We start from the raw sequence: 14,464 nt of genomic DNA, 5'->3' as shown, positions 1-14,464 counted from the left end.
TCCATGCACCCCTTATCTCAACAAACATTAATACTTGTTATTTTTTGATAAACGATGACCTAAATATCGTAATGTAATGAATACGTGGGCAGTCAAAGTCCTTACCACTCCAAACTCGCTCATGTAGATATCAAATCGTTCTTTCCAGCTCTTTTTTTGGTTTGAAATTGAAAACCCTCCTACCAAATAATTAGAGACATTCATATGAACGTTCACAATCTTATTTGCCTTTTTCAAACACCTCACTACCCATAATACATCCGCGCTGCATCTATATTTTGTATCATATTGAGGAGCCAATGACCTGCGCACAAAAAAAGATTGATGGCAAACAACCATTCCCTTTAACATGCTATTTGCTGTTAATTTTTCAGGTAATTGCCGGCTGGAGAGCTCTGAACGTGTTCCCAAAATATTGCCTGATTCATTCACCAAATTTGTTTCCCCAAAATAAACATCCGCACCTTCTTCGCTATCAAATACCTTCTCCACTACGTCAAGAGCTGAAAACGAATCTCCTGAATTCATAAAAATAATATAATCTCCTGTGGCTTTATTCAAGCCCTTATTCATAGCATCGTAAATTCCCTTATCAGGTTCGGACACTATAGTGGCAATACGATCAGAATATTTTTTAATAATTTCCAATGTACCGTCACTTGAGGCCCCATCGATAACCACATATTCTATATTTGAATAAGTCTGTCCCGTTACACTTCTCAAAGTTCTTTCGATCAAGTTTACATTATTGTAAACAATCGTCACAACACTCACTTTGGGAATATTTAAATTCTTCATTCACTTCAAAAATTAACATCAATCACCTTAAAAAAGTCTTAGCGAATTTATAACATTACATCTAATTTGACGAATAATAAAGAACTATTTCTTCACAGTTCTTATGCCAAGCTTTTTGTATTGAAATGTTCGATCATTGATCCTATTTGAAAGCAACCATTCATCAAAATGATCAAAATCAATTTGCATAGGCAGAATTTCATCATAGCCCACTCTTACAGCTTGACTTTTCAACATTGGAGTGTCAAAAGGTTGCTTGGAAAATAAGACATGCACTTCTTGCTCTGTCACATTTGCTTCTGAGCTTAACAAAAGCTCATCCGTCAACTGCGAAGGAAATTTATCAAATGAAGCCGAAGATTTATCTGATGAAAAAAGAACATATTCCTCACCCGCAATGATCTTCACATCGCGTATATATCTTTGCATATTATGGTAAGGGAAAATTCGAAACAAATCTTTTCCTTCCTGAAAATACACCGATAAATAGCCATCCTCTGGTGACCTCAAATAAAGATATAATTGCTCCCCATCATTGAATTCAACGCTTTTGCATTTTTGATCCGGGCAATTCAGTGTTTGAACTTCAAATTTAGGAAGATTGGACACTCTCCTTGCCAGCCCCTCCACATGACATTCCACCCAAAGAGCGTATTGATGGTCATTTTTCTTTTTGGGCTTTTGAACACGTTCTTCAACTTTTTCGGAAATCGTTTTAAGCCATTCCCCATTCACTTTGGTGTTTCCCATCAAAACAAAATCAACTTGATCGTCTTTTACACCAATTTGAGTATTTTGCTCCACATAAGTTCCAAATGCACTCTCAAGGGCATTAATCTGAGCCAGCCTCTTAGCCTTATCCTTTGCGTCAAGTTTGGAAATATCTTCGTCTACTTTTACTTGAGCAAAACCTTTTACTCTTACTAATTGACTATCACTACTGGATGATAATGAATCATTTTGCCCAAAGACACAAAATGGGACCAAAAGTCCCATATGCATGATTAATATTTTAACGAATTTACTCATATTAGTTCAACTCAAGAATATCATCGATCTGACCATGAAGCTTCTCTGTTTTTTCTTCCAGCTCTTTTTTCAACACTTTTTTAGCCGCTTCCATAGCTAGCTCTTGATTATAAGCTATCCTTACTGACACCTCTGTGTTTCCTTCCCCTACAGGTCTAAATATTTCGATTAATTTCAAGGTCCTTCCCAACTGTTGCATGATGATATTCTTAGACGCTGCTACAGTCTCTGTTACACTTTCAGCATCATTAGAACTCAATTGATTAGTCGCGACACTGTTCTCTATCAAAGCAGTTATATCTGAAGAAATCATACCCGCTAGCTCTAATTTTGCCAATTCTATGGCTTGCAATTTCGCAGCGGCAGTAGAATTTGACACGGAAACACCTTGCGAAACATAGTACATTGGATATCCCTTCTCATCTCTTTCATATTGCCTCATCCATGCTTCCTGTAATTGCTTATCCAAAGGAATCGCTCCCGGAGCTACTTCCCAGCCATCTTTTCCTAGCTTCTTAGCTTCTTTGCGAGCTTCCTTTACCGCTTTTTTCTTTATGCTCTTCTTAGCATCCTTTTGAGAACTTTGAGCAAAACTCATTACCGTTGCAAAGCCCATCAAAAGGGCTATCATGATAAGACTAAATTTTTTCATAGTAAAAATGATTTTTGACACCTATTTGCAAATTTTAAATATTTTTACGAAAAGAAAGGACATTAAGCTGCATAAATTTTTATTTATTAATCTTTTTGCTAAAAAAATTGAGTTGAATTATATTGACAAAGCAAGAAAACTTGGGCATAAAACACCTGTTTCTAAATAAATGAAGCCCATTTGCAACTTAGTCTAAGGAGAAAATATTGTGAAGTAAAGATTATTATGAATAAACCTGATTTTGACGACATTTACATGGAGCTCGCTGTAAATATGGCCATGAGATCTCATTGTATCAAAAAACATGTGGGTGCCGTACTCGCTAAAGAAACTCGAATCATTTCCGTAGGGTACAATGGTCCTCCAGCGCATACGCACAACTGCGATGAAGAATGGCCTGAAAAAGGTTGTTCTAGAGACTCTAAGGGAAGCTGTTCTTTAGCAATGCATGCTGAGCAAAACGCGATACTTTATGCCATGAAAAATGACGCAAAAGTAGATGGCTCCACTTTATATGTAACCCTAGCTCCTTGCTTAGCTTGCGCTAGAATCATATTAAGCGTTGGAATTCAAAAAGTTATATATCTAAATTCTTACGCTGAATACAAAGGCCTGCCATTTGACGAAGGAATCGAATTTCTTAGAAAATTTGGCGTGGAAGTCACCAAATACGAAGGAACTTTTTTAGAAAAAGAAATTGTGGATTCACTGGTTTAATATTCCAGTGAATTCATTTAATATATATTCACTTCTGGGCTAATCTCAATCTCGAACTTTTCAAAAACGCTCTTTTGAATTTTTTCAGCCAAATTCTTAATCGCCTTGCCATTATTTCCTCCAAAGTTCACCAACACTAAAGCTTGTTTCTCATGAACTCCAATATTTCCTTCCTTATACCCTTTCCATCCTGCTTTTTCTATGAGCCAGCCTGCAGGTACTTTTACTTGAAAATCGTCAACTTTATATGATGGTATATCAGCAAAAGCCTGAGTCAATTTGCAAAACTGTTCATTCGAAACTACAGGATTCTTGAAAAAGCTTCCGCCATTTCCTATCACTGCCGGATCAGGCAATTTGCTCTGCCTTATTTTCATTACGGCACTGCTCACATCAGCGATATCCCAATGTTGCTCATTATCTCCAGCAGAATTAATCAACTCCTCACGAATAGCTCCATAAGACACATTCAACTCTGGATTCTTTCGAAGCTTGAAAGCTACATCAAGTATAAAATACTTGCCTTTCTTCTCCTTCTTAAACACGCTTGATCTGTATCCAAAATCGCATGCTTCTTTTTCAAACCCTTCAACTTCCAATGTTTCCAAGTTAAGAGCACGCAAGTTCATAAACACATCTTTCAACTCAACGCCATAGGCTCCTATATTTTGTATGGGAGACGTACCTACTTTTCCCGGTATCAAGGATAAATTCTCCAATCCTCCCCAACCATTTTCAACACAGTAGAGCACCAATTCATGCCAAACCTCTCCACCTCCGGACTTCACATACACAAACTCATCATCCTCAGCTACTACTTCAATACCTTTGATATTATTGTAAATAACCAAAGAATCTACTGGCTGTGTTAATAAAATATTGCTTCCTCCTCCTAATAAAAAAATCGGATTCTCCTTGGCCTCTTCGGACTTCAGCACTGTTAGCAATTCATCCAAACTACTCACTTCCGCAAAGTATTTAGCCAGAACAGGTATGCCAAAAGTATTATATTCTAATAAAGGGTGGTTTGACTTGATTTTTTGCATGATTTACCTTTCTAAAAGCTCCATTCTGTGAGCATCCAACTTAACTAAAATGAATAAAAATATCGTAAATGACAGCAATGACGATCCCCCATAACTAAAAAAAGGCAAAGGAATTCCGATAACAGGGAATAAACCAATCGTCATGGCAATATTGACAAAGAAGTGAAACAACATGATAGACAAAACCGAGTATGCGTAAACTCGCGTAAATCTATTTTTTGACCTTTCAGCAATGAATATTATCCGCCAAAATAATATCGCAAATAATATAATCACTGTTGCGCTTCCCACAAAACCATGCTCCTCTCCCAATGTGCAAAAAATAAAGTCAGTGCTTTGCTCTGGGACAAACCTAAACTTTGTTTGCGTTCCATTAAGAAAGCCTTTGCCAAATACACCTCCTGAGCCAATAGCGATTTTTGATTGAGTCACATTCCAACCATAGCCCATTGGGTCTGATTCAGGACTGATGAAAGCCTTTACCCTATTTTGCTGGTGGGGTTTCATCACATTATCCACGACATAGTCCACACTAAAGACCACAGAAGTAATCACGATAACACTCCCTAGCAATATCAAACCCTTTTTAATTCCACGTTTGCCAATAAAGAAAATAATGATCGCCAAGCCTGTCACTCCTACCACTATATGCTCCACAGGATAAAGCAAGGTAAAAATAAATAAAGCTGTTGTAACGATTCCCAAGATGAAAATATTAGGATTTAATCCTTCCCTAAAAAAGACGACAGACAATGCTAAATAAACCAATGCAGACCCCGTGTCTCCCTGAAGATGAATCAGAAGCATAGGAATCAGACAAATGAGCAAGCATTTACCGATTGTTTCCATCTGATCAAACCTCTTGGAGGGATCGCTCAAATATCTCGCAATAGCCAAACCCGTTGCAAACTTGGCAAATTCCGCAGGCTGAAGCCTAATAAAACCTAACTCGAACCATGATTTTGACCCTGCGACTTCCCGACCGAAAATCAGCACAAATATCAAGAGTCCCATGGTAAGACCATAGATGATAAAGGCAAACGCATCATAAAACTTGAGGTCGATAATCAATATAGCGAGTATAACAAAACAGCTAACCCCAATCCACATCAATTGCTTACCGGAATTCAGACTCGTATCGAATATATTGGATACATTCTGCTCATCATATACTGCCGCGTAAATATTGAGCCATCCCATTATCACTAATATGAAATATATCAATACGATCACCCAGTCTATTTTTCCTATGATATTTTCTCTGCGCATGTTAATTCATTTCTCCATCTAAGAAGTCTCCCTTCAGCACATAAGCTTCCAAGTCTTCTTGAGACACTTCGCCTTTCAAATATTTTTCCATCATCAAACTGGCTATTGAAGCCGCGGCTCTCGCTCCCCACCCGGCATTTTCAACATACACAGCCAGAGCTATTTTCGGATTTTCCTTTGGCGCGAAAGCTACAAATACACTGTGATCCGCTCCATGCGGATTTTGCGCCGTACCAGTTTTTCCACATATATTGATTCCCGGCACCAATGAACGAGCTGCTTTATCAGCCGCAAGACTCATTCCCTCATAAATAGGATCAAAATATTCTCTATTGATGCCCGTATAATACTTTTCTTGATATTTATCCAAGGGAGCTCCAGATTCACCTATTTCCTTGATAATATGCGGTGGGTAATAATACCCTTTGTTAGCTATAATCGCGGCAACATTAGCCATCTGTATAGGCGTCACAAGCATTTCACCTTGACCTATACTAAGCGATGCGATAGTCGACGCTTTCCATCTATTGCGACCGTAAAACTTATCGTAAAGACTTCGTCCAGGTATGCTCCCTGATTTCTCATTTGGCAAATCAACACCCAACCTGCTTCCTAAGCCAAATTTATTCACATATGATTTCCACTTCTCCAGCCCTATAGCAGCATCCTTGAATCGATTAGGATCTCTTCCTTGTTCCAACAACCTTTTAAACATGATCACATAAAAGTTATTAGAAGAATATTGGATAGACTTCTTCACATCATAGCTTCCTGGAGGCGCGTGATCTTTAATCAAGGAATTGTCGCAATAAATTTTTTCATGCGGTCCGATAACTCCTTCTTGCAAGAATATCAAAGAATTAACCATCTTAAATATTGACCCCGGAGGATAAGTCGCCATAATTGGCCTGTTGAATAGCGGCCTTAAGGAATCTTTTACCAAAACGCCATAATTGGAGCCAAAATTACGACCAGACAATAAATTTGGATCATAAGAGGGTGCCGAGATTATCGAAAGCACCTCACCTGTTCTTGGCTCTATAGCAACGATAGAGCCCATTTTACCATCCATCAACAATTCTCCATACTTTTGAAGCTCAGGATCTATCGTTGACTTTAGGATCATGCCAGGCTGAGACAAGGTATCATATTCTCCTTCTTTGAACTTCCCTTTCACAATACCTCTCACGTCCACCATCTTGTAGCGCACGCCCCTCTTGCCTCTCAGCTCTCCTTCATAATATCTTTCAAGGCCATTTATTCCAATAAAATCTCCTCTTCTGTAATACCCAGTTGTATCTCTTTCCAATTTCTCCGCGCTAACTTCTCCAGTATAGCCCAACGCTCCCGCTAGTATATGCTGGGGGTAAGATCTAATCGTCCTTGCTTCCAAATAAAATCCTGGATAATTAACCAAAAAATCTTGAAAAGCGGCCACTTCTTGATTCGAAAATTGCTTGAGAAAAGCAGAAGATTTAACCCAAGAATATTTTTTGGCTGAAGATAGTTTTTCTTCAAAATCAACCTTCTCTATGCCAAACAACTCGCAAAAAGACAAAGTATCCAAACCTCTAACTTCATTAGGCACTACAACCAAATCATAAACAGGTTCATTGATAACAAGGAAATCCCCTTCGCGGTCAGTAATCAAACCTCGGTAAGGGTATTCTGTATACTTTCTCATGATATTGTTCTCAGCAGCTGATTTATAAGTGCTGTCAAAGACTTGAAGTTTTGCCAATCTTACTAAAAAGATCACTACAATAAACAAAACCGCTCCTTGAACAATATATTTTTTTTGTTCGCTATTCATTACTATCCTTCTGACGTGGGTAAAACAAGTATTGGATCAGAGTAATTAGAAAATAAGTCAAAAAGGTACTCGCAATACTTTTAAGTAACGCAGAAGAGAACATTTTAATACCTCCATGCTCAATAAAAAAGAACGTAAAAATAAAGATGAAAATCAATGGCAAAGTATAATATGAAAACCACCTTAATCCAAAGTTTCTAACTGAAGGTATATTGATATTTTCGTAGCCACCTTGCGGTTTTATAAAATTCAACCAGTGCAACCTCAAATAAGCTAATAAAGTACAAGCAGCGGCATTTATTCCCAAGGTATCATAAAACATATCAACCATCAGGCCTGTAAAAAAACCTATCATCAGATTCGCTACAGGACTTATTCTAATAGGCAATAATAAAACAAAACCTATGTATACAAATGTGAAAGCCATTTGAAACATGACTAGGTTTTTCAAAAATATAACCTGCATGCCCACATACAAGGCGAAATGCATCACCTGTCTTATATATAATGATTGCTTCATTTACTTTTTCAAATCAGTTTGATTCTGTAGCGAATCAATTTCCAACTTATTCTTATTTTCAACCAAATACACATGCTTGAGAGCTGTGAAATCATTAGACAACTTGACGCTTATATCGTAAAATGATTGATTTTGCGGCAAGTCAACCTCATCGATAGTTCCCACCATAATTCCCTGAGGGAAAATCGCATTATAACCTGAAGTCACAACTGTATCTCCTTTATGCACATCGATATGCCTTGGGATATAATCAAGCATCACAACTCTAGGCTCCTCACCATCCCATCTTACTGAGCCTATCACGCCCACAGATTTGATTTCGGAAGAGATTAATATATTTGTGTGCAATAGTGAGGCAACTGTGGAGAAATTATTGGAAACACTCTTAACAATTCCCACAACGCCTTGGTCGCTTATCACTCCCATACCATTTTCAACCCCTCCTAGTCTTCCTCTATCCAGTGTTATATAATTGTTCGCAAACTTGACACTGTTGTTGATAACCTTTGCCGGCAAAAATTCATAATCACCTTTAAAGTGGTTTTCTCCTAAGCTATCCACATTTAGCTTTTCATTAAAAAGCTTCAATCTTAAAGAATCTCCTAGTGAATCCGGCAAAACCAAATTTTTCCCCTCCAAACTGTACAACCTTGCCCTCAGTTTGGCATTTTCAAAAGCCAACTCGTTATTTACCCTCTTAAGCGAGAAATAATCATAAATGCTTGACTTCTGTTGGAGCATGCCACCAATTACAGCATTTGATGAATTGAAGAAAGAAGCGCTTTGAAATCTATTATGCTTGACAATTAAAAAAAAACAAACCAACTCAAGCACCACAAACAATATGAACGTTCTTCTTTTGAATAAAAATAAGAATAATTTATGCATTCAATTCTCCTGATTAATACTGTGATAATTTTCAAGAATATAATTTCGAACCATGCATTGATGAATGCAACCGAAAAAGACGATCACCCTCTAAGCATTTTCGATAATCCCTAAAAAAACAAATTCAACATCCTCGCAACATATAAATGAAAACGAAAATGTTGAATGTAAAAATAATGCATATCCATCAAGTAAGAAACTATACTTGTGGAAATTTTAAATGACTATCGCATCAAAACAGCTTTGTTCTGATTAATATTTTTCAACGCCAAACCTGTGCCTCTTACAACTGCTCTCAATGGATCTTCAGCCACATGAATCGGCAACTTAGTTTTCAATGCTAATCTTTTATCCAAACCTCTCAACAAAGCGCCTCCACCAGTCAAGTGTATTCCATTGTCATAAATATCCGCTGACAATTCCGGCGGAGCGATCTCCAAGGCCTTAAGAACCGCCTCCTCTATCTTAGAAACTGATTTATCAATCGCAAATGCAATTTCCGAATACGATACCTTTATTACTTTAGGAATACCTGTCATCAAGTCTCTCCCCCTGATCTCATAATCCTCTGGCGGCTCGTCCAATTCTGTCAATGCAGCTCCCACTTCTATTTTAACTCGCTCAGCAGACCTCTCACCAATCAACAGATTATGCTGACGCCTCATATAATCCAATATATCTTTATTGAAAGTGTCGCCGGCAACTCGAATGGATTGATCGCAAACTATACCTGAAAGAGCGATAACTGCAATTTCAGTAGTTCCTCCTCCAATATCCACTACCATTGCACCAATAGGTTGCTCTATATCGATGCCAATCCCTAAGGCTGCGGCAATCGGCTCTTTGATCATGTACACTTCCTTACCTCCAGCATGCTCGCAAGAGTCTTTAACAGCTCTCTTTTCCACTTCGGTAATTCCTGAAGGTATGCATACTACTATTCGATGGTTGGCCATGATAAACTTATTCAGTTTGTCAACCATCTTTATGAATCCGCTGATCATCAGTTCAGCAGCATAGAAATCCGCAATCACTCCGTCTTTCAAAGGACGAATAGTCTTGATATCTTCATGAGTTTTCTCATGCATTTGCATCGCCTCTTTTCCAACTGCCAAGACCTTTTTTGTTCTCTTGTCCATGGCAATTATCGAAGGCTCATCAATAACTACTTTGTCTTTATAAATCAGCAGGGTGTTGGCAGTTCCTAAATCTATCGCTATATCGCTTGATAAAAAATCAAAGAAGCCCATATTTAATTGTCTTTTTAGAAGAGTTACCCTTTTCTTAAGTATTCTGAAAATCCTTAGACAGCCAATTATTCACACCTTTTAAACTTGCCAGTAAACAGGCCGTGACTGTCGTGGATAAATAAAGTTATCAACATGTTAGTTAGTTATTTTTTGACCATAATGCAAACGATTTGAGTATTTTATAATAAACAAATCATCGCTATTTTCAATCCGCAACCAACTCAAAATTTAGGAAGAAAACGTATTGAACATTTTCCTCCTAAAGAATCATTTTATTAATGCTTAAAGTGTCTTGTTCCTGTGAAGACCATTTTCATGCCATGTGCATCGCAATAGTCTACAGAAAGCTGGTCTTTAACAGAACCACCTGGTTGAATCACCGCTTCAATACCTTCACCATCTGCAATCTCCACGCAATCCGGGAATGGGAAAAATGCATCAGAAGCCATTACAGCGCCTTTCAAATCAAATCCAAAAGACTTTGCTTTTTCAATAGCTTGTCTTAGCGCGTCAACTCTTGAAGTTTGTCCAACACCACTTGCCAATAATTGTCCATTTTTCGCCAGAACTATTGCATTGGACTTAGTATGCTTGCACACTTTGCTGGCAAACACTAAAGCATCAACTTCATCTGCAGTTGGTGCAACTTTAGTCACAACTTCCAATTTATCCGCGGAATCAGTAATTAAATCTCTATCTTGCTCAATAACACCATTCAACAAACTCTTGAACTGCTTCTCTCCGCTTAAGCTTTGCTTTTGCTTAAGAATGATACGGTTCTTTTTAGACTTCAACAAGTCCAAAGCTTCTTCGTCAAAACCTGGCGCGATCAAAACCTCGCAGAACAATTTGTTTATTTCCTCAGCCGCTTCAAGAGTCACCGCTTGATTTGTAATCAAAATTCCTCCAAATGCGGATATAGTATCAGATGCAAATGCCTTTAGATAAGCATCTCTAACATCGCTGCCTATAGCAACTCCGCACGCATTGGTATGCTTCAAAATAGCAAACGCAGCTTCGTCCTTGTCAAACTCTTCGATCAATGAAACCGCCGCATCAATGTCTACCAAATTATTGTAAGAAACTTCTTTGCCATTCAATTGGTCAAACATCTCATCCAACTTGCCATAGAAAACACCCTTTTGATGAGGGTTCTCCCCATATCTCAATACCTTCGCGTTTGTTTCACTAACTTTTAAGGCAGGAATATTTTCCTCTTGATTGAAGTAATTGAAAATAGCAGAATCATAATGAGAAGATACATTAAACGCATCAGCTGAAAAGCTTCTTCTATCGCTCAACTCAGTAGCGCATTCCTTCTCTCTCAACAACTCCTCCACTTTTTGATATTGATCTCTTGATGAGACAATCAATACATCCTTGAAATTTTTCGCAGCTGCTCTAATCAAGGAAATTCCTCCAATATCAATTTTCTCAATAATGTCTTGTTCAGGAGCTCCCGAAGCAACTGTTTCTTCAAATGGGTACAAATCAACAATCACAAGATCAATTGAAGGGATCTCAAACTCTTCAATTTGTTGCTGATCTGTTTCATTGTCTCTTCTGTTCAGAATACCACCAAATACTTTTGGATGCAAAGTCTTAACTCTTCCTCCCAATATTGACGGATACGCTGTCAAGTCCTCTACGGCCTCTACTTCTACTCCTTGATCTTCAATAAACTTCTGCGTGCCTCCTGTAGAATAAATTGTCACACCATGCTCTCCCAATAGTTTAACTATTGGTGCTAGGTTGTCCTTGTAAAATACGGAAATTAAAGCTGACTTGATTTTTTTTCTTTCCATTTGTTCTTTTTTTGGCGGGTATTTATCTTGTTTTAATATTTCTTTATTGCCTTATGCCTGTCGTAAATCGACTTATTACATGGCACTCAATGTTTCCTTGATAACTCTCGGAAAATTAGCGTATTCCAAAGCATGGATTTTCTGAGCCAAAGAATCTGGCGTGTCTGTTGGAAGCACTTCGCATGTAGCTTGGAATATCACTTCACCTTCATCATAAAATTCGTTGACATAGTGTATAGTAATTCCCGATTCTTTTTCCTTAGCATCCACTACTGCTTGATGCACATTCATTCCATACATGCCTTTTCCTCCATACTTGGGAAGCAATGACGGGTGAATATTGATTATTCTATTTTTATACACTTTAGTGATATTGTCAGGAATTTTCCATAAAAAACCAGCCAAAACCACCAAGTCTACCTCGTATGCATTAAGCCTTTCCAACAGCTTCCCACTATTAGAGTCTTCTCTATTAAAAACGAATGTAGGAATATTAAAATTCTCAGCTCTCTTCAACGCATAAGCATCGCTTTTATTAGACATCAAAGCTACGACTTTCACGTCATCGTCACTTTCAAATGTTTCAAAAATTTTCTGAGCATTAGTTCCGCTACCAGAAGCAAGTATTGCTATTTTCTTTGGGCTCGACATCACTATTCTAGGTTATCTTAAATAATGTCTACAAAAATAATAGGTTTACCCGAATAAACTCTTTTATACTCAACTTTAGCGTTAAATTTTAAGAAAAAACATGCTTACCATTCCGTAGACAGTCAAAAGGTCAAACCAAAAGGCCACTCGTCGAAATTTTGTTCTCGTGTCGGCATTCCTTAATACTTTCACAAAAAGAAGAATCGGCAACATAAGAATAAAAGCTATCGCTAGATAGAACCCTTGAAAATAATAAATCAAAAAAATACTCCACAGCAAGACAAAAAATACCAATACATACATTATTACTTGCTTGGAACGCCTAATTCCCAATCTTACAGGCATTGAATCCACGCCACCTGCCTTCTCTCCATAATAGTTCACCAGATCCTTAATCAGGTCCTTTAACATCACAAAAATGAATGCAAACATTGAGTAAATGTACAGAGGCATTGCTTTGAGGTCAAACACCAAACTAAATTGCAACATAAAGCCTGCGCCCAGCAAGCCCGCCACAATATTTCCCCAAATAAAAGTCCTCTTAAAATAAACCGTATAACTCCACAGCACAATAGAAAAGAACATAAAAAAAATCAGCGCCTTCCATGAAATTGCCATTGACAATAAAAGCCCCACCAATGTCAAGCCCCATTGAGTCAATATAGCTTTCCTACGGCTTAGTTCGTTGCCAATGATCACCTTCTCAGGCTTATTGATGTAATCAAACTTTATATCATGGTAATCATTGCTCACAAATGCCCCGGAAAGTAAAAACACATTCGTGAGCCACAATACCATCAAAGTCAAATATGTGTACGTTCCCCAGCCTTGATATTCCCACTTTAACACAAAACATAAAGAGGCTAAAGCGAAAGCAAAGGTCATAATGCTCAATTCTTTTCCTCTAAACAGTCTTGCACCTAAAACGATATATCTTGAATAAAGCGTACTCATAAAATCACTTCAGTGGAAAATAACTTTCAACCGTATTATCCGAGTTGTACAATTCTATGCTTTCACCCTGCAAAACTCCTCCATTTTCTTTTGCAAACGCAGCGACTTGATCTCTAACATCCTTAGGTCTTGGCATAGCCATCACACTTTGAGGAAAAACAACATGAACAGCACCATTGCCGTGAATCACCAGTTTAGTAAACCCGTCAGTACCAGACGCAATTGCATCCGCTCCCACCACGCCAACAAACTGCTTTACAAACCCCTGCTTTTCATTCTCATGAGGGTAATTCACAATGGCTATGCTTCCACCATGATTTTGTTCTACAATTTCTCTAGACTTGGCAAACGTTTCTTCAATTTTCGGATCAGAATATCTTCCTTCTACTAAAACTCCATATATAACAAATTCACGTTTGTCTGACTTGGAAATATCAAGTTTTTCAAACCCTCCAAGAAAATAATACGCAGACAAAAGAACTACTCCTAATACAGCTCCTACTGCGAATACTTTTTTCAAATTAGGATTCAACATAGTACATCATTTAAATAAAAAAGGGCTAAAGCCCTTCGAGTTTCTTTCAATATTATCTTATTCTATCTACCGACTTCACCAAATTGTCATCCTTTCGAATAAACTTGGAAGCCAATTGATTAAGAACAACCGCTCCCATCAATAAAAAGATTCCCAACTTTGGACCTAGCTCCATTTTCACTCCAAGCACTTCAGCTTTCAACGAATATGCGAAATAGAAACTACCTGCCATATTTATCAATAGCAACAAAGAGTTGAACAAACCAAGCTTAAGTTGCAATACTCTATTTTTAAATGAAACGATCTCTGCTATCGCGATCAATAATGAAACAGAAGCTAAAATTCCCGCAATTCCATACGGCATAAATTCGCTCTGTATCTCTTTGCCTGCAACTACTTTTTTCAGTCCAAACAAAGTGAGTTCTTGTACATTGCCTGCAAATGTAGGCAAGAACATTGCTGCTCCCAGCAATACCACTACCAAAACCAGAAATACGGTTTGAATTCTTTGTATCATCGTAGTACCTTTAAATTAAT

15 protein-coding genes are annotated in these 14,464 nt (G+C 37.8%); 1 reads left to right on the top strand and 14 read right to left on the bottom strand.

Annotated features, from left to right (window positions below; all coding sequences use genetic code 11):
• Window positions 1-27: 27 nt before the first annotated feature.
• The 3 genes from AABK36_RS04725 to AABK36_RS04715 all read right to left on the bottom strand — a co-directional run bounded on the left by AABK36_RS04725 (window position 28) and on the right by AABK36_RS04715 (window position 2,479).
• A complete protein-coding gene (locus tag AABK36_RS04725; protein ID WP_309937892.1) occupies window positions 28-798 on the bottom strand; it encodes a glycosyltransferase family 2 protein in 771 nt (256 codons plus the stop codon).
• 84 nt (window positions 799-882) lie between these two features.
• On the bottom strand, window positions 883-1,827 hold the full coding sequence (locus AABK36_RS04720; protein ID WP_309937891.1) for a hypothetical protein: 945 nt from the start codon (window positions 1,825-1,827) through the stop codon (window positions 883-885).
• Window position 1,828: 1 nt separating this feature from the next.
• The gene (locus AABK36_RS04715) at window positions 1,829-2,479 is read right to left on the bottom strand and encodes a hypothetical protein (protein WP_309937890.1); all 651 of its coding nucleotides are present in this window, start codon (window positions 2,477-2,479) and stop codon (window positions 1,829-1,831) included.
• Window positions 2,480-2,704: 225 nt separating this feature from the next.
• On the opposite strand from AABK36_RS04715, the gene AABK36_RS04710 reads away from it, so the two are divergent.
• On the top strand, window positions 2,705-3,196 hold the full coding sequence (locus AABK36_RS04710) for a deoxycytidylate deaminase (RefSeq protein WP_309937889.1): 492 nt from the start codon (window positions 2,705-2,707) through the stop codon (window positions 3,194-3,196).
• 17 nt (window positions 3,197-3,213) lie between these two features.
• On the opposite strand, the gene murB is transcribed toward AABK36_RS04710, so the two are convergent.
• The 11 genes from murB to AABK36_RS04655 form a co-directional block, all read right to left on the bottom strand.
• The gene (gene murB, locus AABK36_RS04705) at window positions 3,214-4,242 is read right to left on the bottom strand and encodes a UDP-N-acetylmuramate dehydrogenase (protein ID WP_309937888.1); all 1,029 of its coding nucleotides are present in this window, start codon (window positions 4,240-4,242) and stop codon (window positions 3,214-3,216) included.
• A 3-nt stretch (window positions 4,243-4,245) separates the two neighbouring features.
• The gene (gene rodA / locus AABK36_RS04700) at window positions 4,246-5,511 is read right to left on the bottom strand and encodes a rod shape-determining protein RodA (protein ID WP_309937887.1); all 1,266 of its coding nucleotides are present in this window, start codon (window positions 5,509-5,511) and stop codon (window positions 4,246-4,248) included.
• A 1-nt stretch (window position 5,512) separates the two neighbouring features.
• Window positions 5,513-7,324, bottom strand: a complete 1,812-nt coding sequence (locus tag AABK36_RS04695; protein ID WP_309937886.1) for a peptidoglycan D,D-transpeptidase FtsI family protein — start codon at window positions 7,322-7,324, stop codon at window positions 5,513-5,515.
• Window positions 7,317-7,844, bottom strand: a complete 528-nt coding sequence (locus tag AABK36_RS04690; RefSeq protein WP_309937885.1) for a Rod shape-determining protein MreD — start codon at window positions 7,842-7,844, stop codon at window positions 7,317-7,319. Before AABK36_RS04690 ends, AABK36_RS04695 begins: the two co-directional genes overlap by 8 nt.
• Entirely contained in the window at window positions 7,845-8,732 is an 888-nt protein-coding gene (mreC, locus tag AABK36_RS04685) for a rod shape-determining protein MreC (protein ID WP_309937884.1), read from the bottom strand. It lies immediately after the preceding gene.
• 224 nt (window positions 8,733-8,956) lie between these two features.
• A complete protein-coding gene (locus tag AABK36_RS04680) occupies window positions 8,957-9,982 on the bottom strand; it encodes a rod shape-determining protein (RefSeq protein ID WP_309937883.1) in 1,026 nt (341 codons plus the stop codon).
• Window positions 9,983-10,257: 275 nt separating this feature from the next.
• Window positions 10,258-11,787: a bifunctional phosphoribosylaminoimidazolecarboxamide formyltransferase/IMP cyclohydrolase gene (purH, locus tag AABK36_RS04675; RefSeq protein ID WP_309937882.1), complete on the bottom strand. Its 1,530-nt coding sequence runs from the start codon at window positions 11,785-11,787 to the stop codon at window positions 10,258-10,260.
• A gap of 75 nt (window positions 11,788-11,862) precedes the next feature.
• Window positions 11,863-12,438, bottom strand: a complete 576-nt coding sequence (gene purN / locus AABK36_RS04670) for a phosphoribosylglycinamide formyltransferase (protein WP_309937881.1) — start codon at window positions 12,436-12,438, stop codon at window positions 11,863-11,865.
• An 81-nt stretch (window positions 12,439-12,519) separates the two neighbouring features.
• Window positions 12,520-13,392, bottom strand: coding sequence for a UbiA family prenyltransferase (locus AABK36_RS04665; protein WP_309937880.1), 873 nt, complete (start codon window positions 13,390-13,392; stop codon window positions 12,520-12,522).
• 4 nt (window positions 13,393-13,396) lie between these two features.
• Entirely contained in the window at window positions 13,397-13,927 is a 531-nt protein-coding gene (locus AABK36_RS04660) for a hypothetical protein (RefSeq protein ID WP_309937879.1), read from the bottom strand.
• Between the two features lie 52 nt (window positions 13,928-13,979).
• Window positions 13,980-14,444 (bottom strand): DUF4293 domain-containing protein, encoded by a 465-nt coding sequence (locus AABK36_RS04655; RefSeq protein WP_309937878.1) that lies wholly within the window; start codon window positions 14,442-14,444, stop codon window positions 13,980-13,982.
• Window positions 14,445-14,464 lie beyond the last annotated feature (20 nt).

Origin of the sequence: Aureibacter tunicatorum (genome assembly GCF_036492635.1) — a bacterium.
GTDB lineage: Bacteria > Bacteroidota > Bacteroidia > Cytophagales > Cyclobacteriaceae > Aureibacter > Aureibacter tunicatorum.
Note: the sequence above shows the minus strand (reverse complement) of the source record. Positions and strands in the feature narration are given on the sequence as shown.

Coding starts and splice junctions, on each gene's coding strand:
- AABK36_RS04660 (WP_309937879.1), bottom strand. CDS start 13,927: ATGTTGAATCCTAATTTGAAAAAAGTATTCGCAGTAGGAGCTGTATTA.
- AABK36_RS04725 (WP_309937892.1), bottom strand. CDS start 798: ATGAAGAATTTAAATATTCCCAAAGTGAGTGTTGTGACGATTGTTTAC.
- AABK36_RS04690 (WP_309937885.1), bottom strand. CDS start 7,844: ATGAAGCAATCATTATATATAAGACAGGTGATGCATTTCGCCTTGTAT.
- rodA (WP_309937887.1), bottom strand. CDS start 5,511: ATGCGCAGAGAAAATATCATAGGAAAAATAGACTGGGTGATCGTATTG.
- mreC (WP_309937884.1), bottom strand. CDS start 8,732: ATGCATAAATTATTCTTATTTTTATTCAAAAGAAGAACGTTCATATTG.
- AABK36_RS04665 (WP_309937880.1), bottom strand. CDS start 13,392: ATGAGTACGCTTTATTCAAGATATATCGTTTTAGGTGCAAGACTGTTT.
- AABK36_RS04680 (WP_309937883.1), bottom strand. CDS start 9,982: ATGGGCTTCTTTGATTTTTTATCAAGCGATATAGCGATAGATTTAGGA.
- AABK36_RS04710 (WP_309937889.1), top strand. CDS start 2,705: ATGAATAAACCTGATTTTGACGACATTTACATGGAGCTCGCTGTAAAT.
- purH (WP_309937882.1), bottom strand. CDS start 11,787: ATGGAAAGAAAAAAAATCAAGTCAGCTTTAATTTCCGTATTTTACAAG.
- AABK36_RS04720 (WP_309937891.1), bottom strand. CDS start 1,827: ATGAGTAAATTCGTTAAAATATTAATCATGCATATGGGACTTTTGGTC.
- AABK36_RS04695 (WP_309937886.1), bottom strand. CDS start 7,324: ATGAATAGCGAACAAAAAAAATATATTGTTCAAGGAGCGGTTTTGTTT.
- AABK36_RS04655 (WP_309937878.1), bottom strand. CDS start 14,444: ATGATACAAAGAATTCAAACCGTATTTCTGGTTTTGGTAGTGGTATTG.
- purN (WP_309937881.1), bottom strand. CDS start 12,438: ATGTCGAGCCCAAAGAAAATAGCAATACTTGCTTCTGGTAGCGGAACT.
- murB (WP_309937888.1), bottom strand. CDS start 4,242: ATGCAAAAAATCAAGTCAAACCACCCTTTATTAGAATATAATACTTTT.
- AABK36_RS04715 (WP_309937890.1), bottom strand. CDS start 2,479: ATGAAAAAATTTAGTCTTATCATGATAGCCCTTTTGATGGGCTTTGCA.